Consider the following 18,068-nt stretch of genomic DNA (forward strand, 5'->3'; position numbering starts at 1 on the left):
CGTCCGGTTCACGCAGCCTCCATCGAGGCCGCCCCCATCGCGTCGTTGCCCGCCTCGCCGAGCCAGCGGCGCTTGTCGCGCAGCGGCGGCGCGCCGAACATGCGGCCGTACTCGCGTGCGAATTGCGACGGGCTTTCGTAGCCCACGTTGTGCGCGGCGCTCGCCACGTCGGCGCCGGCGATCAGCATCTGCCGGCGCGCCTCCTGCAGGCGCAGCTGCTTCTGGTACTGCAGCGGGCTCATCGCGGTGACGGCCTTGAAGTGGTGATGGAACGACGACACGCTCATGTGCACCGCCCGCGCCATGTCTTCCACCCGCAGCGACTGCGCGTAGTTGACGCGCAGCGCGCTGATGGCTTTCGCGATGCGCTGGGTGTGGCTGTCCTGCAGCGCGATCTGCCGCAGCCGCGCGCCCTCGCCGTTGACCAGCAGGCGGTACATGATCTCGCGCTTGATGAGCGGCGCCATGATCGGCACGTCTTCCGGCGTATCGAGCAGCCGCAGCAGGCGCAGCACGGGTTCGAGCACCGGCATGGCGATGCGGTTGACGTACATGCCGCGCGAGGCTGGCGCATTGGCCTTGGCGGGCAGCTTCTCGTCGCCGATGAGCTCGCCGATTTCGTCGAGGGCCAGTTCCAGCCGCACGCCGAGGTAAGGCTCCTTCTCGCTCGTCACGCACACCTGGCCGCACACCGGCAGGTCGACCGAGGTGACGAGGTAGTGCATCGGGTCGTACACGTAGATGTCGTCGCCCACGATGATCCGCTTGGAACCCTGCGCGATCAGGCCCAGCGCCGGAGACGCGAAGGCGTGCTTGGGGCCTTCGGGCTTGCTGATGCAGAACACCTGCAGGCCGGGCACGGCGGTGATGACGGTGCCGTCCTGCCCGCGCGTGATGTGCTCGATCAGCGCCACCAGTTCCTTGCGGGCTTCGTCGAGTTCGGGCTCCAGCGGCATCGGCTGGGCGATGACGGCGGCGATTTCGGGTGTTTCGTCGGACATGTTCGAGGCCTTGTCATGGTTGGGGGCCAAAGGGGCGGCCACCATGGAGGAATGAGCGGTTCGAAGCTTAGCGCTCCTCCATCGGATTCGCACGCGCCACGCGGGAGGTCTGGAGAATCAGGCAAATACTTTGCAGGAACGCACTCGCCATGGGCCAGGCGCCGGCGGGATACTTTTCCGCAGTCGCCCGGGCTTGTCGGCCCCTTTCGGCGCCTGCCTCCAACGCAAAGGAACCTCTCCATGCAATACCGCAAATTCGGCCGCACCGGCCTCCTGGTTTCCGAACTGTGCCTCGGCACCATGACCTTCGGCGGCTCCTCCGGCATCTGGGGCCAGATCGGCAACCTGCAGCAGTCGGAGGCCGAAGGGCTGGTCGGCCGCGCGCTCGACGCCGGCATCAACTTCATCGACACGGCGGACGTGTACTCCGAAGGGCAGTCGGAAGTCATCACCGGCCAGGCGCTGAAGAACCTCAAGGTGCCGCGCGACAGTTTCGTGCTGGCCACCAAGGTGCTCGGCGAAACCGGCAGCAGGGGCGTCAACTCCGCGGGCGCCTCGCGCTTCCACATCATGGACGGTGTCAAGGCCAGCCTGCAGCGCCTGCAGCTCGACCACATCGACCTGTACCAGATCCACGGCTTCGACCCCATCACGCCCATCGAGGAAACCGTGCACGCGCTCGACAACCTCGTGCGCCAGGGCCACGTGCGCTACGTGGGCGTGTCGAACTGGGCGGCCTGGCAGATCGCGAAGGCGCTGGGCATCGCCGAGCGCGACCGGCTCGCGCGCTTCGAGTCGCTGCAGGCCTACTACACCATCGCCGGGCGCGACCTGGAACGCGAGCTGGCGCCCATGCTGCGCAGCGAAAACGTCGGCCTGATGGTCTGGAGCCCGCTCGCGGGCGGCCTGCTGAGCGGCAAGTACGGCCGCGACACGCAGGCGGAAAAAGGCAGCCGCCGCACCACCTTCGACTTTCCGCCGGTGAACGTCGAGCGCGCCTACGACTGCATCGACGTGATGCGCCAGCTGGCCGAAGCGCGCAAGGTTTCGGTCGCGCAGATCGCGCTGGCGTGGCTGCTGCACCAGCAGGTGGTGACCAGCGTGATCGTCGGTGCCAAGCGCGCCGAGCAGCTGGACGACAACATCGCCGCCACGGCCATCAAGCTCACGGGCGACGAGCTGGCCGCGCTGGACAAGGTGAGCGCGCTGCCGGCCGAGTACCCGGGCTGGATGCTGGAGCGCCAGGGCGGCGTGCGAGCCAAGCGGCTCGTCGAATCAGGCCAGCGCGGCTGATTCCTCCGCCGCGGCACGGCGCGCGGCATGGGCCGCCGTCGCGCGCAGTGCACGCAAGTCGATGTGGCGCGCGGCCTGCGCGGCGCCGGGTTGCTGCAGATGCGGCACCACGCCGAGCAGCGGCGCGCCCAGCCGGGCACGCAGCGCCTGCAGGTTGGCTTGCGGCGCCAGCATCGAGGGATCGACAACGCTCGCCACCCAGCCCGCCAGCACGAGGCCCCGCGCGCGAACCGCCTCGGCGCTCAGCAGCGCATGGTTGAGGCAACCCAGCCGCAGGCCGACCACGAGGATCACGGGCAGGCCCAGCGCCACGGCGAGGTCGGCGCTGTCGAGGTCGTCGCCGAACGGCACGCAGAAGCCACCGACGCCTTCGACCACCACGGCATCGGCGCGCGCCGAGAGTTCCGCGAAGGCCGAGAGCATCGGCCGCAGCGTGATGTGCACGCCCTCTTCCCTGGCCGCCAGGTGCGGCGACATCGGCGCGCGCAGCAGGTACGGGCTGCGCAGCGCCAGTGGCGCGTCGACGTTGCCGGCCGCGCGCAGCTGCTCCACGTCTTCGTTGCGCCATTCGCCGTCGCGTTCTTCGAGCCCTGCGGCCACCGGCTTCATGCCGACCGCGCGCAGGCCGGAGCCGGCCAGCAGGCTCAGCATGGCGCTGCTGACCAGCGTCTTGCCGATGCCCGTGTCGGTGCCGGTGACGAACCAGTTCATGCGGCCTCCTTCCAGGGCTGCGCCAGCGCATCGCCCAATGCATCGACGAGCCGGGCGACGTCGGCTTCGCCGTGGCTGGCCGACAGCGCGATGCGCAGCCGCGCGGTGCCGGCGGGCACGGTCGGCGGGCGGATCGCGCCGACGCGCAGGCCGCGCGCATCGAGCTGCGCCATGGTGCGCATCGCGCGCGCGTTGTCGCCGACGATCAGCGGCTGGATCGCGGTGGGCGACTCGGGCAGCCATGCGCTGCCGTCCGCTGGCAGCACGGCGGTCAGGCCCCGGCGCAATTGCGCGATGCGTTCCCGCAGCCGTGAACGGCGTTCGGCGCCCTCCTCGCCCTCGATCAGCGCCAGGCTCGCGAGCAGCGCGTGCGCGATGGCCGGCGGTGCGGCCGTGGTGAAGATGTACGGCCGCGCGCGCTGCACCAGGTAGTCGACGACGGTGCGATGCGCCGCCACGAAGGCGCCCGACACGCCCGCGGCCTTGCCCAGCGTGCCGATCAGCACCAGCCGCTCCGAGCGCAAGCCCATGGCTTCGAGCACGCCGCGCCCCGTGGCGCCGAGCACGCCGAAGCCGTGCGCGTCGTCGATCACCAGCCAGGCATCGTGCCGCTCGGCCAGCGCGAGCAGTTCGGCCACGGGTGCGATGTGGCCGTCCATGCTGAACACTGCATCGCTGACGATGAGCTTCACGGGCGCGTCGCAGGCGGCGAGCTGCGCGTCGAGCGCGGCCACGCCGCAGTGCGGATAGCGCTCGACGCGCGCCTTGGCCAGCCGGGCGCCGTCGATCAGCGAGGCATGGTTGAGTGCTTCCGAGAAGATGACCGCCTCGGCGCCGCCGAGCGCCGACAGCACGGCGAGGTTGGCCATGTAGCCCGTGCAGAAGAACAGGCTCCGCGCTTCGGGGATGAAAGGTGCCATCCACTCGGCGAGCCGCTCCTCGAGCTGCGCGTGGGCGCGCGAGTGGCCAAGGATCAGGTGCGAACCACCGCTGCCCGTGCCGTACAGCGCGGCGCCTTCGGCCCATGCCTTCGCCAACGCGGGGTGCGCGGCAAGACCGAGGTAGTCGTTGCTGCTGAAGCCGAGCATGGTGCGCGGCGCGGTGGCGCCGGCCAGCGTGAGGATCTGCTCGGGCGCGCAGGCGGTTTCGGCGATCTGCCGGCGGCGGCGCAGCGACTGCGCGTCGAGCGCGTGGATCTCGCCCTGCAGGCGGTCAAGCAAGCGCGACATCGCGGGCTCCTTCTTCCTGGTTCGTGGCCATGACGGCTTTCAGCGTGGCCAGCGTGCCGTCGACCAGCTGATCGATCTCGCCGTCGCCGATCGTGTACGGCGGCATGAGGTACACGGTGTTGCCGATCGGCCGCATCAGCAGCCCGTGCGCGCGCGCCGCCAGGTGAAAGCGTTCGGCGAAACGCGCGCCCGGCTCGCGCACGTCGAAGGCCGTGATCATTCCGCGCTGCCGCAGATGATCGACCGCCTGCCCTGCAAGCCCGCCGCGCAAGTGCCGCAGCAGGCGCGCGGCACGGCCGCGGTTGCATTGCAGCGCATCCTCGCTCTCGAAAAGATCCAGCGTGGCAATTGCCGCGCGGCAGGCCAGTGCATTGCCGGTGTAGGAATGCGAATGCAGGAAGCTGCGCACCGCGTCGTCGTCGACGAAGCCTTCGTAGATGGCGTCGCGCGTTATCACCAGCGCCAGCGGCAGGTAGCCGCCGCTGATGCCTTTCGACAGGCACAGGAAGTCGGGCCAGATGCCGGCCTGCTCGCACGCGAAGAAGCTGCCGGTGCGCCCGCAGCCCACCGCGATCTCGTCGGCGATGAGGTGCACCCCATGGCGATCGCACAGGGCGCGCAGCCGACGCAGATACTCGGGGTCGTGCATCGCCATGCCGGTGGCGCATTGCACCAGCGGCTCGACGATCACTGCGGCGATGGTGTCGTGCTGCTCGGCCAGCAGCGCTTCGAGCTCGGCGGCGGCGCGGCGCGCGACGGCGGCCGCGTCCTCGCCGGGCCGGGCGTTGCGCGCATCCGGCGAGGCGACGAGGTGTGCATCAGCGAGCAAGGGCGCATAGGCATCGCGGAACACCGGCACGTCGGTCACGTGCAAGGCGCCCAGGGTCTCGCCGTGGTAGCCCCGCTTCAGCGCCACGAAGCGCCGCTTTCCGCCGCGCCCGGCGTTGCGCCAGGCATGAAAGCTCATCTTCAGCGCGATCTCCACGGCCGAGGCGCCGTCGGACGCGTAGAAGCAATGGCCGAGCGCGTGGCCCGTCAGCGCGGACAGGCGCTCGGCCAGTTCCACCGCCGGCGCGTGCGTGCAGCCCGCGAGCATCACGTGCGACAGCTTGTCGAGCTGGTCCTTGAGCGCGGCGTTGATCGCCGGATGCGCATGGCCGAAGAGGTTGACCCACCACGAGCTGGTGGCATCCATGTAGCGGCGGCCTTCGGCGTCGAAGAGCCACACGCCGTCGCCGCGCGCAATGGGCAGCGGCGGCACCGCTTCGAGGCGGATGCTCTGCGTACAGGGATGCCAGACATGGCGCCGGCTGCGTTGCTGCCAGCGTGCATTGGCATCGGAGCCAGGGGAAGAAGCTGTGGTGATGGGCACTCGCGCGGTCCTTTCGTGAAGGGCAAGGCGCGGGATCGTATCGACGCGTCGAAGGCGCGGCAAACGACGAAAACGGCGGCGGAATGACGCCGGTTGCCCGATGTTGGACGGCATAGAAGCCGCGTTCGGCGCAGCGTCGCCGAACAAGCCGGCAACCCGCGTCCACCGCCGGGTGGCGGGAAATCGCAAGTCGTCCGGCTGGCGCCAGAAACAGGTCAGGAATGTCCGGTTTTCGCGGCTTCCCGAGGAGAAATCCGATTTTCGGACATGCCCGATGGCTGGTTTCAGGAGGCCGCGGAACTCGCACGTTCAGGCCGGGTTCCTCTTCACCCCGCTCAGCCGCGCTTTTCGGCGTTGCGCTTGCGCGTGGCGGCGGCCTTCTTCGCCGAGGCCGAGCGTTCGGCCGCGGTGCGATGGGCGGCGGCAGCGCCGCCCAGGCGCCCGCCCTTGCGCGAGGGGCCGTGGTTCTCCGCCTTGCCGCGGCCGGAACCCGACTTCTTGCCGCCGCCTGTCTCGGCGTTCACCGTGGCCCAGGCGCGGCGCTCGGCCTCGCCCTTGCCCACACCGCGGTGCTCGTAGCCCTCTTCGATGTGTTCGGCCTTTCGCTTCTGCTTGTCCGTGTAGGACGACTTGTCGCCTCTTGGCATGGCATTGCTCCTGCGGGTTGAGAAGCCCCCCATGCTGGGCGCACGGCGCGCGCAAGGGGTAAGAAGACGCACGCGCTGCGCGTCAGCGAAGTCTGTCTTCCACCCCATGGCGTGCGTCGACCGGCTGCCGCGCGGCTTGGACGACGCACGGGGTCGGTCCGTTCCCACAGGCATCCTCCATCGGCCGCAGGACAAACGGATGTCTTGTCCACCCCTACCCAGGAAGCCCCATGACGAGCCACAGGCAGCACCCGAAACACAACCCCGACGCCATCACCACCGACGAACACGACACCGTGCCCACGCAGCACAACAAGGCGGGCAATCAGCCCGCCACGCCAAGGAACGAGCCGCGCCGCACGCCGGAAAGCCGGCACGACCGCGAGAGTCACGTCGGCGCAGGCAACCAGCTGCAGGCGCGCCGCGGCGGCGGCACGCGATGACGGCCGCGATCACGGCCCAGGCGATCTTCTTCGCGTGCGCAGCGTGATCGAATAGCGCAATGCCTCGGTCGGCGCGATGGCGTGCTGCCACGCCCACCGTGCCGGACCGCGCAGCATGTAGATCGAGCGCGGCTCGACAAGAAACTCCAGCGTGCTCGGTCGCGAGGCCGCCGCGCCGGGCGCATACGGCCTGAACTGCATGACTGCATCGCCGAGCAGCGAGATGCCGACGATGTCCTCGAAGTCCGGTACGTCGCGGTGCCAGCCGAGCGGCGTGCCAGGCCGGTATTCGGCGATGAGCATGTGGGTGAGGTCTTCGGGCGCGAGGCCGGCCCATGTGGCCGCCTTGGCCCGCAGCGGGTGCAATGCCTCGGGCAGCGGCGGGCCGGGCTTGAGGCGGTTGGTGTCGAAGTCGTAGCTGCCGCCGAAGCTGGTGCCGCGCCGCCGCGCCGTGTATTCCTTGTAGCGCATCTCCCTGAGCGGCAGGCCCTGGACGATGTGCAGCAACGCCGCCTCTTCTTCGGGCGACAGGAACCCGCTTTCATAGCGCAGCCCCTCGATGGCGGCCACGGGCGCCTCGCCGAAGAGGTCAGGCTGGCCGGCGTGTTCGAGGCGTCTAGCTGCGCGCATCTTCTTCATCGCCTCCGCCCAGTTGCACATGCCACCAGCGCGGCAGCAGCTCCCGGATTTCTGCACGCGCGAAGCGGTCGTCGAGCAGGTGCAGCACGCCACGGTCCTGTTCGGTGCGGATCACGCGGCCGGCCGCCTGCACCACCTTCTGCAGGCCCGGGTACAGGTAGGTGTACTCGTAGCCCTTGCCGAAGCGCGTCTGCATGCGCTCGCGCGTGATCTCGTTGAGTTCGTTGTACTGCGGCAGGCCCAGGCTGGCCACGAAGGCGCCGATCAGGCGGCTTCCCGGCAGGTCGATGCCCTCGCCGAACGCGCCGCCGAGCACCGCAAAGCCGATGCCTTGCCCGCCCTCCTCGAAGCGCGCGATGAAGCCGTGGCGGTCGGCCTCGCGCATGCCGCGCGTCTGCGCCCACACCGGCACGCCAGGATGCCGCAGCGAGAAGGCGGCGCAGGCTTTCTCGAGGTAGTCGAAGCTGCTGAAGAAGGCCAGGTAGTTGCCGGGCAGCCGCTCGAACTGCGCGCCGATGATGTCCGCCACGTTGCGCAGCGACCCCGCACGGTCGCGGAAGCGCGTCGACACATGCATCGCCACCTCGACGCGCAGCTGCTGGCTGTTGAAGGGCGAAGCCACGTCGAGCAGCGCGGTGCCTTCGGGCAGGCCGAGCGCATCGCGGTAGAACTCGAAGGGCGACAGCGTGCCCGAGAAGCAGGTGACCGACACCGCATCGCCGAAGCGCGCCTCCAGGAATGGCGCCGGCACGAGGTTGCGAATGGCGAGGCCGCGATCCTGCTGCGCCGCACCCAGCGTGCGCTCGAACACCGAGTGGTCGCCGAAGGCCTCGGCCAGCCGGGCGAAGTGCAGCGCGTCGAAGAAGAAGCGCTGCAGCGGCCCCTGCGAAGCATCGGGCGTGGCGGCGAAGTACTCGGCCATGGCGGTGTTGGCAGCCTGCAGGGTGCGCAGGAAGCGCTCGGGAATCTCGTCGCCGGTTTCGTAGTCGGCCACCTGGGCCTGCTGCACCGTGTCCCATTCGCGGAACAGCCGGGCCAGCGGATCGCGCAGCGCGGCCGGCGCGACTCGGTGCGCCTCTTCGAGCGCCGCGCCTTCGAGCTGCGCGGTGTACATGCCGCGCGAGCGCTCCAGCAGGTTGTGGGCCTCGTCCACCAGCACGGCCACGCGCCAGTCGGCGTCACGCATGGTGGCGTAGAGGAAGGCGCTGCTGTCGAAGTAATAGTTGTAGTCGCCGACGATGGCGTCGGCCCAGTGCGCCATTTCCTGCGCGAGGAAATAGGGACACACCTCGTGCACGAGCGCGATGTGGCGCAAGGCTTCGCGGTCGAGCCACGCCACCTGCGCGGCCTGCTCGCGTGCGGCTGGCAGGCGGTCGTAGAAGCCCCTGGCGAGCGGGCAGGCATCGCCGTGGCAGGCGCGGTCGGGGTATTCGCAGACCTTCTCGCGGGCGGCGAGTTCGAGCACGCGCAGCCGGCCCTGGCCCTGCCCCCTGTCGAGCACGCGCAGCGCGTCGAGCGCCACCGGGCGGCCGGAGGTCTTGGCGGTGAGGAAGAACACCTTGTCGATCCTGCGCGCGGCGCGGGCCTTGAGCAGCGGGAAGATGGTGGCCAGCGTCTTGCCGATGCCCGTGGGTGCCTGCGTCATGAGGCAGCGCCCGCCCATGGCCGCGCGGTAGACGGCCTCGGCCAGTTCGCGCTGGCCCGTGCGGAAGTTGCGGTGCGGAAATTCGAGCCGGGCCAATGTTTCGTCGAGCGCGGCGCGGTGGCCGGCTTCACTCGCGGCCCAGGCGCTGTAGCGCCCGCACAGCAGTTCGAAGTGCTCCCGCAGCGCTTCGCGGGTGTGATGCTCTTCGAGCACCGTCTCGTCGCCGGTGGCGAGGTCGAGGTACACCAGCGCCACCGTCATTTCGTCGTGGCCGTCCAGCTCGCACAGCATCCAGCCGTAGGTGCGGGCCTGCGCCCAGTGCAGCGCGCGGTGGTTGCCACGGATGGCGTCGAAGTCGCCGCGGAAGGTTTTTATCTCTTCGACGCGGGCCTTGCGCGCTTCATAACCGTCGGCCCGGCCGCGCACCCGGACCGCACCGCAAGTGGCTTCGAGCCCGACTTCGCAGGCGTAGTGCTCGGGATCGCGCCGGTGCTGCACCAGGGCGTGGCCTGCCATGCCTTCGAGCGCGCTGGGCGCGGGCACGAACCGCAGGTCGAGGTCGCCCGCCTTCGCACCGAAGGCGCACAGGGCCTTGACGGAAACGACATGTGCGGCAACGGTGGCCGCGTCATTCTGCGGGTTGGAGGGTGTGGCGCCCATCTGGCAATGCTGTATGAATTCACAGTATAGCCACAGGGGTGCCGACGATGAGGCTTCCTCGCGCACGTCAAAATTGCGACGGGTCCTTCTCCGACAGGGCTCCCCCGATTTATCGGCAAGACTCGATAGGTTTTGCTTACAAATGCGCCTGATGAAAACTCCCACCGCGATCGACCCCGACGACTTCGAGCGTCTGCTGAGCCGCAACCTCAAGCTCCCGCTGATCGGCGGCGTGTTCGGTGCGGTGGTGTTCGTCGGGCTGATCCTCTTCCTGCTGTCGACCATCGGCTGGGTCGAGCACACCGACCGCGTCACCCGTGTCGCCAGCGAGCTGCAGCACCAGAGCGTCGACATGGAGACCGGCATGCGCGGCTTCCTTCTCACAGGCGACGACGCCTTCCTGGAGCCCTACCAGAGCGCCCTGCCCCGCATCAACGGCGACACGGCCACGCTGCGCAAGCTGGTGTCGGACAACCGCCAGCAGGTGGAACGCGTCGACCGCATCGCCGCCATCCAGAGCAACTGGAACGAGCTGGCCGCCCAGCTGATCGCCGCGCGCCGTGCCGGCCCGGCCCCCCAGCTCGAGGTGCGCCTGGGCCAGGGCAAGCGGCTGGCCGACGCCATGCGCGCCGAGTTCACGGCGTTCATGGAAACCGAGCGGGCCCTGCGCTTCCAGCGCAACAACGACGCCAACCGCACCGCATGGTGGGTGGTCGGCCTGTTCCTCTTGTTCACGCTGGTCATCACCGGGCTGGCGGCCTACTTCGGGCGGCGCCAGCTGGTGCTGCTGTCCGACAGCTACGACGTGGTGCTGAAGGAGCAGGCCGAGCACGCGGACAGGCTCGCCCAGGAGGCCTGGCTGCGCAGCGCGCAGACCGAGCTCGTGGGAGAGCTGGTAGGCGAACTCAGCGCACCGGACATGGGCCGCAAGATCCTCGCGTTCTTCTCGCGCTACCTGGGCACGTCGGTCGGCGCGATGTATGTGCGCGAGCGCCACGGTCCGCTGCGTCGGGCGGCGAGCTATGGCTTTTCGAGCTCGGCCGAGGCGATGCCGCAGGTCTTTTCCCCCACCGAGAGCCTGGTGGGCCAGGCCGCGGCCGAGCGGCGCCGCATGCTGCTCGACCCGGTCGATGCCGACTACCTGAAGGTCAATTCGGGCCTGGGCGAGATGTCGCCCAAGGCCGTGCTGCTGGTGCCCGTTGCCAGCGCCGGCATGGTCAACGGCGTGGTCGAGCTCGGCCTGCCCGGCACGCTGGACGAGCGCGGCAGCCAGCTGATCGACACGGTGGCCGACGACATCGGCAGCTCGCTGGCGGCGGCGCGCTACCGCGAGCAGCTGCAGGACGTTCTTGCCCAGACCCAGCAGCTCAACGAGGAACTTCAGGTGCAGCAGGAAGAACTGCGCACCGCCAACGAAGAGCTCGAAGAACAGTCGCGCGCCCTGCATGCCTCGCAGGCCATGCTGGAGAACCAGCAGGCCGAACTGGAGCAGACCAACAGCCAGCTCTCCGAACGCACCGAGGCGCTGGACCAGCGCAACACCGCGCTGCGCCGCGTGCAGCGCGACCTGGAGGACCGCGCCGACGAGCTGCAGCGCGCCAGCCGCTACAAGTCGGAGTTCCTCGCCAACATGTCGCACGAGCTGCGCACGCCGCTCAACAGCGCGCTCATCCTCGCCAAGCTGCTGGGCGACAACCCGCAGGGCAACCTCACGCTGGAGCAGGTGAAGTTCGCGGAGTCGATCTACTCGTCGGGCAACGACCTGCTGGTGCTGATCAACGACATCCTCGACATCGCGAAGGTCGAGGCCGGCAAGCTCGAAGTGGTGCCCGAAGACGTCGCGCTCGCCAAGCTGGCCCGCAGCCTGGAGAGCACCTTCGGCCCGCTGGCGATGCAGAAGAACCTGGGCTTCCGGCTCGAGGTGCGGCCCGACGCGCCAGCCTCGCTGGTCACCGACCGGCACCGGGTCGAGCAGATCCTCAAGAACCTGCTGTCGAACGCGCTCAAGTTCACCGACAGCGGCGAAGTGGCGCTGGTCGTTTCGCCGACGTCGGACGGTGGCGCCGCCTTCGCGGTCTCCGACTCGGGCATCGGCATCGATGCGCAGCAGCACGAGCTGATCTTCGAGGCCTTCCGCCAGGCCGACGGCACCACCAGCCGGCGCTACGGCGGCACCGGGCTGGGCCTGTCGATCTCGCGCGACCTCACGCAGCTGCTGGGCGGCACGCTCACGGTGCAGAGCGAGCCGGGCCGGGGCAGCACCTTCACGCTGCAACTGCCGGCGAAGGCGCCGCAGGCTTCGCCGGGGCTGCCGCAACAGTCGTCGTCGGTCTACACGCCCCGGCCTGCACCTGCACCGTCCGTGCCTTCCGCTGCGCCGCCGGCGCCAAAGCCCCCTCCCCCGGTGCCCGCACCGCAGTTCGCCGACGACCGCAGCCTCCCGCGCGACCAGGTGCGCCGCGTGCTCGTGATCGAGGACGAGCCGCAGTTCGCGCACATCCTCTACGACCTGGCGCACGAGCTGGGCTACCGCTGCCTGGTGGCGCATGGCGCGGCCGACGGCTTCGAGCTGGCCACGCAGTTCCTGCCCGACGCGATCCTGCTCGACATGCGCCTGCCCGACAGCACCGGGCTCGGCCTGCTGCAGCGGCTGAAAGACTCGCCGCACACGCGCCACATTCCGATCCACGTGGTGTCCGCCGCCGAGAACGCGCAGAGCGCGGCGCTGCAGATGGGCGCCATCGGCTATGCGCTGAAGCCGGCCACGCGCGACGAGCTGAGGAAGGTGTTCGGCCGGCTGGAGGAAAAGCTCACGCAGAAGGTCAAGGTCGTGCTGCTGGTGGAAGACGACGAGCTGCAGCGCGAGAGCGTCATCCGGCTCATCGGCGACGAGGACATCGAGATCGTTGCCGTCGGCTCCGGCGAGGAAGCGCTGGAGCTGCTGCGCACCCGCGTGTTCGACTGCATGATCACCGACCTGAAGCTGCCCGACATGCAGGGCAGCGAGCTGCTCAAGGCCATGGCAGCTGAAGAGATCGTGTCGTTCCCGCCGGTCATCGTCTACACCGGGCGCAACCTTACGCGCGACGAAGAAGCCGAGCTGCAGCGCTATTCGCGCTCGATCATCATCAAGGGCGCCCGCTCGCCGGAGCGCCTGCTCGACGAGGTGACGCTGTTCCTGCACAAGGTGGAGGCAGAGCTGTCCAGCGAGCGCCGGGGCATGCTGAAGACGGCGCGCGGGCGCGACCGCATCTTCGAGGGCCGCACCATCCTGCTGGTGGATGACGACGTGCGCAACATCTTCGCGCTGACCAGCGCGCTGGAGCAACGCGGCGCCATCGTGGAGATCGGCCGCAACGGCCGCGAGGCGCTGGAGCGGCTCGACCAGGTCAGCGAGATCGACCTCGTGCTGATGGACGTGATGATGCCGGAGATGGACGGCCTCGAAGCCACGCGCCGCCTGCGCGGCGACCCGCGCTTCGAGAAGATGCCGGTGATCGCCATCACCGCCAAGGCCACCAAGGACGACCGCGAGCAATGCCTGGCTGCCGGCGCCAACGACTACCTCGCCAAGCCGGTGGACCTGGAACGCCTGTTCTCGCTGCTGCGCGTGTGGATGCCGAAGATGGAGCGCCTGTGACCACACGCCCCGGCACATCGCAGGCTGCGCAGACGCCGCCGCTGCACCCGCTGAGCGACACGGAGATCGAGCTGCGCCTGCTGATGGAAGCCATTTACCTGAAGTACAGCTACGACTTCCGCAACTACACCGTGGCCTCGCAGAAGCGCCGCGTGCTGCATGCGCTCGAGCAACTCGGGCTGCCGAGCATCTCGGCGCTGCAGGAACGGGTGCTGCGCGAGCCATTGCTGTTCGGCCGGCTGCTGCAGTTCCTGACGATCCCGGTGAGCGAGATGTTCCGCGACCCGGCCTACTTCCTGGCCTTGCGCGAGCATGTGGTGCCGATCCTGCACACCTACCCTTCCGTCAAGGTCTGGGTGGCGGGTTGCAGCACGGGCGAGGAAGTGTTCTCGCTGGCCATCCTGCTGCGCGAGGAAGGCCTGCTCTCGCGCACGCAGATCTACGCCACCGACATCAACCCCGCTTCGCTGGAGAAGGCGCGGCTGGGCATCTTTCCGCTGGAGGCGATCCGCGGCTACACCGCAAACTATCAGCGCGCGGGCGGACGCAGCGCGTTCTCCGACTACTACACCGCCGCCTACGACGCCGCGCGCTTCGACCCTTCGCTGTGCGCCGACGTGATCTTTGCCGACCACAGCCTGGCCACCGACAGCGTGTTCGCCGAAACCCAGCTGGTGTCGTGCCGCAACGTGCTGATCTACTTCAACCGGGAGCTGCAGGACAGGGCGCTGGGCCTGTTCCACGAGTCGCTGTCGCATCGCGGCTTTCTCGGGCTGGGCTCGAAGGAAAGCATCGACTTCTCGGGCTACTCCAACCGTTTCGACACGCATGCGCGTGCCGAGCGCATCTACCGCAAGGCCACATGAACCGCCACCTTCGCTCACCCGTTCGCAAGCGCGTGGACGCCGTGGTGCTCGGCGCCTCGGCCGGCGGCATCGATGCGCTCTCCGCGCTGCTGCACGGCCTGCCCGCTGGTTGGCATATTCCGATGGCGGTGGTCCTTCACCTGCCCGAGGGGCACGAGAGCCACCTCGCCGAGATCTTCGCGCAGCGCCTGCCTATTCCGGTGCACGAGGCCGCCGACAAGATGCCGCTGGCGGCCGGCAGCCTTTACTTCGCGCCGCCCGGCTATCACCTGTCGATCGAGCGCGAGCGCACCTTCTCGCTGAGCTGCGAGCCGCCGGTGCTGTTCTCGCGGCCGTCCATCGACGTGCTGATGGCCTCCGCCGCCGACGCCTACGGCCCTGCCCTCGCCGGCTTTCTGCTGACCGGCGCGAACGAAGACGGCGCCGAGGGCCTGCGCCGCATCCATCTGGCCGGTGGACTTACCGCCGTCCAGGAACCGAAAGAAGCACAGATTCCCACCATGCCCCAAGCCGCCATAGCGCGCCACGCTCCCGACTACGTGCTTCCCCTGCGCGAACTGCGCAACTTGCTGCTTCAACTGGAGGCCGCCCATGAACATTGACGTCCAGAGCAAGCTGCTCATCGTCGATGACCTGCCGGAAAACCTGCTGGCGCTGGAGGCGCTGATCCGCGCGCCGGGGCGCATCGTGTACCGCGCCGCCTCGGCCGACGCCGCTCTCGCGCTGCTGCTGGAGCATGAATTCGCGCTCGCCATCGTCGATGTGCAGATGCCGGGCATGAACGGCTTCGAGCTGGCCGAGCTGATGCGCGGCACCGAGCGCACGCGGCACATTCCCATCATCTTCGTGAGCGCGGCCGGGCGCGAGCTGAACTACGCCTTCCAGGGCTACGAGAGCGGCGCGGTCGACTTCCTGCACAAGCCGCTGGACCCGCATGCGGTGGTCAGCAAGGTGCACGTGTTCGTCGACCTGTACCGGCACCGCAAGGCGCTGCGGCACGAGATGGAATCGCTCGCTGCCGCGCACCGCAAGCAGGAAGAGCTGGTGCAGCAGCTTCAGCAGACGCAGCACGAACTGGAGCGCGCTGTGCGCATGCGCGACGACTTCATGTCGATGGTGTCGCACGAGCTGCGCACGCCGCTCAACACGCTGTACCTCGAGGCGCAGCTGCGGCAGCTGCACCTGTCCAAGGGCAATCTCGCCAACTTTGCGCCCGAGCGGCTGCCCGCGATGATCGAGCGCGACCAGCGGCAGATCCGCAACATGGTGCGGCTGATCGACGACATGCTCGACGTCACGCGCATGCGGCGCGACGCGCTGTCGATCAAGACCGAGCCGGTCGACCTGGCCGCGCTGGCGCGCGCAGTGGTGGAGAACCTGCGCCAGCAGGCCGAAGCCGCGGGCTCGGCCATCACGCTGATTGCGCCCGCCGAACTGCACGGCGTGTGGGACGAGTTCCGCATCGAACAGGTGCTGACCAACCTGCTGACCAATGCCCTGCGCTACGGCGGCGGCAAGCCGGTCGAGATGGTGGTGCAGCAGATGGGAGGCACCGCCCGGGTGGCCGTGCGCGACCAGGGCATCGGCATTGCGCCCGAAGACCAGGAGCGCATCTTCAAGCAGTTCGAGCGCACCAAGGACAGCCGCAAGCACGCGGCCGGGCTGGGCCTGGGCCTGTACATCACGCACAAGATCGTGAGCCTGCATGGCGGACAGATCGGAGTGGAAAGCGCGCCGGGCGAAGGCTCGCGCTTCGTGGTCGACCTGCCGCTCGAGCCGCCGGCCATACTTCCCTCTTCAACCTGAAGGAAAGAAACCCCTCGTGAACGTGCTGATCGTCGACGACAACAAGGCAGCGGCCGACCTGCTACAGGAACTGCTGGGCCTGTTCGGCCACACCGCGCGCTGCACCTACACGGCGCAGCAGGCGCTGGACACGGCCGCCGCCGAGAGCTTCGATGCCGCGCTCATCGACCTCACGCTGCCCGATTTCCCGGGCACCGAGGTGGCGCGGCGGCTGCGCGCCAGCACCACCCAAGGCACGCCGAAGCTGTTGATCGCGATCTCGGGTTTTTCGGCGGAGGACACGGGCGGCGAGGCGGCCGAAGGGCTGTTCGACCACCACCTGCAGAAGCCGATCGACATCGACAGGCTCGGCGGCCTCCTGGCGCAGGGCTGAGCGCGGCCGGCAGCCGGCTAGTGGTAAACCACTATCGGTAAATTGGTGAACCACTTTTAGACTGGCTCACCACATGGCGACCATTCACGAACTCCCCCGCCTGCCTGCGACCGAGCCGGATTCCGACCGCTCCTACCAGAAGCTCGCGGCCAGCATCGCCGCCCTCATCACCGAAGGCGAATTCAAGGTGGGCGACCGCCTGCCATCCGAGCGCGCACTGGCCGACCGCTTCGGCGTGAGCCGCACGCTGGTGCGCGAGGCCATCATCGTGCTGGAGATCCAGGGCAACGTCGAAGTGCGCGGCGGCTCGGGCATCTATGTCTGTGCGCCGGCACCCGGTGCAGTGGCGCCGGCCTCGGCCTACACCCTGTCGCCCGGTCCGGGCCCCTTCGAGCTGCTGCGCGCGCGCTGCCTGATCGAGGCCGAGATCGCGGCGGTGGCCGCCGAGAGCCGCAAGGACAGCGACCTCGACCGCATCTACAGCGCGCTGGCCGAGATGCGCGAGAACATGCACGACAAGGAGGCCAACGAGGCGGCCGACCGCCTGTTCCACCTGCGCATTGCCGAGTCGACCGGCAACAGCGTGCTGCTGCAGATGGTGACCGCGGTGTGGGACCACACCAAGGCCCCGATCTGGTCGCAGCTGGAGGCCCACTTTCATACCCCGGCGTTGCGCCGCGCGTCACAGGACGATCACCAGCGCGTGTTCACCGCCCTGCTGGAGCGCGATGCAGACGCGGCCCGCAAGGCCATGCGCGCGCACATCGAGCGCGTGATCAGCGAATTCGCGCAAGCCTGGCGCTGAGCAGGCACCCGGCGTCCGGCCTGCCGGCCGGCGCCACCCGAACCACGGAGACAAGACCATGAGATCCACCGTCCTTCGGCGATGCCGCATCGCCGCGCATTGCTTCGCCCTGACATTGCTGGCCGCTACCGCGGGTGGCGCGTCCGCCCAGCCGGCGCCCGGCGCCAGTCCACGCATCGACGCCATCCGCAAGGCCGGCGAACTGCGCGTGGGCGTGCTGCAGAACGCCCCCTGGCTGATGGAAAACACCACCGGCCAGGGCGAACCGTGGAGCGGCCCGGCCTGGCTGCTGGCCACCGAATATGCGCGGCAGCTCGGCGTGAAGCTGCGCACCGTGCCGGTGTCGCACGAAACCAAGGTGCCGGTGCTCGCGGCCAACCAGGTCGACATGACCATCAGCCCCCTGGGCGAAACGCCCGAGCGGCTCAAGGTGGTCGACTTCGTCATCTACTCCGCCACCAGCGTGTGCATGTTCGGTCGCGCCGACAACGCGAAGCTGGCCAAGGCCGCCTCTGTGGACGACCTCAACCAGCCCGACGTGACGATCGCCTATTTCACCGGCGGCGCCGAGGAAGGCTGGGTCAAGGAGCGCTTCCCGAAGGCGAAGCTGCGCGCCGTCGCCAGTTCGGGCGCCACCGCCCCCATCGAGGAAATCATGGCGCGCCGCGCCGACGCCGCGCCGATCAACCGCGTGCCATGGGTCGGCCTGCAGCAGAAGGTCAAGGGACTGGCCGTGCTGCCGAAGGACAACAACTGCCAGTCGAGCACCGAGAAGGCCTCGCCCGTCGGGCTCGCGGTGGACAAGAACCAGCCGGCGTACCTGAACTGGCTGCGCGAGGTCGCCAAGGCGCAGAAGGCGCGCCTGGACGCGGACGAGGCCCGCATCGTCGGCACGCTCAAGTGAGCATGAATCCCAGCAACATCAGGAGACAGACAGC

At 69.0% G+C, this 18,068-nt stretch carries 16 protein-coding genes; 9 read left to right on the forward strand and 7 right to left on the reverse strand.

What is annotated here, in order from left to right:
• Positions 1-8: 8 nt before the first annotated feature.
• Positions 9-1,001: an AraC family transcriptional regulator gene (locus ACEN9N_RS10250; RefSeq protein ID WP_042673222.1), complete on the reverse strand. Its 993-nt coding sequence runs from the start codon at positions 999-1,001 to the stop codon at positions 9-11.
• 240 nt (positions 1,002-1,241) lie between these two features.
• Here ACEN9N_RS10250 and ACEN9N_RS10255 point away from each other — a divergent pair, with 240 nt between their 5' ends.
• Complete coding sequence (locus ACEN9N_RS10255) at positions 1,242-2,294, forward strand: aldo/keto reductase (RefSeq protein ID WP_495656014.1); 1,053 nt, start codon at positions 1,242-1,244, stop codon at positions 2,292-2,294.
• Here the strand turns inward: ACEN9N_RS10255 and bioD are convergent.
• The 4 genes from bioD to ACEN9N_RS10275 form a co-directional block, all read right to left on the reverse strand.
• Positions 2,277-3,005, reverse strand: a complete 729-nt coding sequence (gene bioD / locus ACEN9N_RS10260; protein ID WP_413311778.1) for a dethiobiotin synthase — start codon at positions 3,003-3,005, stop codon at positions 2,277-2,279. The two genes, ACEN9N_RS10255 and bioD, sit on opposite strands and share 18 nt — an antisense overlap.
• Positions 3,002-4,234 (reverse strand): 8-amino-7-oxononanoate synthase, encoded by a 1,233-nt coding sequence (bioF, locus tag ACEN9N_RS10265; RefSeq protein WP_495656015.1) that lies wholly within the window; start codon positions 4,232-4,234, stop codon positions 3,002-3,004. Before bioF ends, bioD begins: the two co-directional genes overlap by 4 nt.
• Positions 4,218-5,606 (reverse strand): adenosylmethionine--8-amino-7-oxononanoate transaminase, encoded by a 1,389-nt coding sequence (locus tag ACEN9N_RS10270; RefSeq protein ID WP_495656016.1) that lies wholly within the window; start codon positions 5,604-5,606, stop codon positions 4,218-4,220. Before ACEN9N_RS10270 ends, bioF begins: the two co-directional genes overlap by 17 nt.
• 335 nt (positions 5,607-5,941) lie before the next feature.
• Positions 5,942-6,253 (reverse strand): plasmid stabilization protein, encoded by a 312-nt coding sequence (locus ACEN9N_RS10275; protein WP_413311772.1) that lies wholly within the window; start codon positions 6,251-6,253, stop codon positions 5,942-5,944.
• A 230-nt stretch (positions 6,254-6,483) separates the two neighbouring features.
• Here ACEN9N_RS10275 and ACEN9N_RS10280 point away from each other — a divergent pair, with 230 nt between their 5' ends.
• Positions 6,484-6,696, forward strand: coding sequence for a hypothetical protein (locus tag ACEN9N_RS10280; RefSeq protein ID WP_007832184.1), 213 nt, complete (start codon positions 6,484-6,486; stop codon positions 6,694-6,696).
• Between the two features lie 9 nt (positions 6,697-6,705).
• On the opposite strand, the gene ACEN9N_RS10285 is transcribed toward ACEN9N_RS10280, so the two are convergent.
• Entirely contained in the window at positions 6,706-7,326 is a 621-nt protein-coding gene (locus ACEN9N_RS10285; protein ID WP_495656017.1) for an alpha-ketoglutarate-dependent dioxygenase AlkB, read from the reverse strand.
• Positions 7,313-9,640 (reverse strand): ATP-dependent DNA helicase, encoded by a 2,328-nt coding sequence (locus tag ACEN9N_RS10290; protein ID WP_007832187.1) that lies wholly within the window; start codon positions 9,638-9,640, stop codon positions 7,313-7,315. Before ACEN9N_RS10290 ends, ACEN9N_RS10285 begins: the two co-directional genes overlap by 14 nt.
• Positions 9,641-9,791: 151 nt before the next feature.
• On the opposite strand from ACEN9N_RS10290, the gene ACEN9N_RS10295 reads away from it, so the two are divergent.
• The 7 genes from ACEN9N_RS10295 (at position 9,792) to ACEN9N_RS10325 (ending at position 18,034) form a co-directional block, all read left to right on the forward strand.
• Positions 9,792-13,280: a response regulator gene (locus tag ACEN9N_RS10295; RefSeq protein ID WP_495656018.1), complete on the forward strand. Its 3,489-nt coding sequence runs from the start codon at positions 9,792-9,794 to the stop codon at positions 13,278-13,280.
• 83 nt (positions 13,281-13,363) lie between these two features.
• Positions 13,364-14,146 carry a CheR family methyltransferase gene (locus ACEN9N_RS10300; protein WP_495656369.1) on the forward strand — a complete coding sequence of 261 codons (783 nt, stop codon included), beginning with the start codon at positions 13,364-13,366 and terminating at the stop codon, positions 14,144-14,146.
• Positions 14,143-14,748 (forward strand): chemotaxis protein CheB, encoded by a 606-nt coding sequence (locus ACEN9N_RS10305; protein ID WP_413311761.1) that lies wholly within the window; start codon positions 14,143-14,145, stop codon positions 14,746-14,748. The genes ACEN9N_RS10300 and ACEN9N_RS10305 overlap by 4 nt, the downstream gene beginning before the upstream one ends.
• On the forward strand, positions 14,738-15,952 hold the full coding sequence (locus ACEN9N_RS10310) for a hybrid sensor histidine kinase/response regulator (RefSeq protein WP_007832193.1): 1,215 nt from the start codon (positions 14,738-14,740) through the stop codon (positions 15,950-15,952). Before ACEN9N_RS10305 ends, ACEN9N_RS10310 begins: the two co-directional genes overlap by 11 nt.
• A 16-nt stretch (positions 15,953-15,968) precedes the next feature.
• The gene (locus ACEN9N_RS10315) at positions 15,969-16,325 is read left to right on the forward strand and encodes a response regulator (protein ID WP_413311758.1); all 357 of its coding nucleotides are present in this window, start codon (positions 15,969-15,971) and stop codon (positions 16,323-16,325) included.
• Positions 16,326-16,398: 73 nt separating this feature from the next.
• Complete coding sequence (locus ACEN9N_RS10320; protein WP_007832199.1) at positions 16,399-17,130, forward strand: FadR/GntR family transcriptional regulator; 732 nt, start codon at positions 16,399-16,401, stop codon at positions 17,128-17,130.
• 58 nt (positions 17,131-17,188) lie between these two features.
• Positions 17,189-18,034: a substrate-binding periplasmic protein gene (locus tag ACEN9N_RS10325; protein WP_413311756.1), complete on the forward strand. Its 846-nt coding sequence runs from the start codon at positions 17,189-17,191 to the stop codon at positions 18,032-18,034.
• The last annotated feature ends 34 nt before the right edge of the window (positions 18,035-18,068 follow it).

This window comes from Variovorax sp. Varisp46 (assembly GCF_059491885.1).

What these genes read in the sequence shown, in the direction of transcription:
- ACEN9N_RS10300 (WP_495656369.1), top strand. Translation starts at nt 13,364, where the DNA reads ATGGAAGCCATTTACCTGAAGTACAGCTACGACTTCCGCAACTACACC.
- ACEN9N_RS10325 (WP_413311756.1), top strand. Translation starts at nt 17,189, where the DNA reads ATGAGATCCACCGTCCTTCGGCGATGCCGCATCGCCGCGCATTGCTTC.
- ACEN9N_RS10310 (WP_007832193.1), top strand. Translation starts at nt 14,738, where the DNA reads ATGAACATTGACGTCCAGAGCAAGCTGCTCATCGTCGATGACCTGCCG.
- ACEN9N_RS10255 (WP_495656014.1), top strand. Translation starts at nt 1,242, where the DNA reads ATGCAATACCGCAAATTCGGCCGCACCGGCCTCCTGGTTTCCGAACTG.
- ACEN9N_RS10320 (WP_007832199.1), top strand. Translation starts at nt 16,399, where the DNA reads ATGGCGACCATTCACGAACTCCCCCGCCTGCCTGCGACCGAGCCGGAT.
- bioD (WP_413311778.1), bottom strand. Translation starts at nt 3,005, where the DNA reads ATGAACTGGTTCGTCACCGGCACCGACACGGGCATCGGCAAGACGCTG.
- ACEN9N_RS10275 (WP_413311772.1), bottom strand. Translation starts at nt 6,253, where the DNA reads ATGCCAAGAGGCGACAAGTCGTCCTACACGGACAAGCAGAAGCGAAAG.
- ACEN9N_RS10305 (WP_413311761.1), top strand. Translation starts at nt 14,143, where the DNA reads ATGAACCGCCACCTTCGCTCACCCGTTCGCAAGCGCGTGGACGCCGTG.
- bioF (WP_495656015.1), bottom strand. Translation starts at nt 4,234, where the DNA reads ATGTCGCGCTTGCTTGACCGCCTGCAGGGCGAGATCCACGCGCTCGAC.
- ACEN9N_RS10285 (WP_495656017.1), bottom strand. Translation starts at nt 7,326, where the DNA reads ATGCGCGCAGCTAGACGCCTCGAACACGCCGGCCAGCCTGACCTCTTC.
- ACEN9N_RS10250 (WP_042673222.1), bottom strand. Translation starts at nt 1,001, where the DNA reads ATGTCCGACGAAACACCCGAAATCGCCGCCGTCATCGCCCAGCCGATG.
- ACEN9N_RS10280 (WP_007832184.1), top strand. Translation starts at nt 6,484, where the DNA reads ATGACGAGCCACAGGCAGCACCCGAAACACAACCCCGACGCCATCACC.
- ACEN9N_RS10295 (WP_495656018.1), top strand. Translation starts at nt 9,792, where the DNA reads ATGAAAACTCCCACCGCGATCGACCCCGACGACTTCGAGCGTCTGCTG.
- ACEN9N_RS10290 (WP_007832187.1), bottom strand. Translation starts at nt 9,640, where the DNA reads ATGGGCGCCACACCCTCCAACCCGCAGAATGACGCGGCCACCGTTGCC.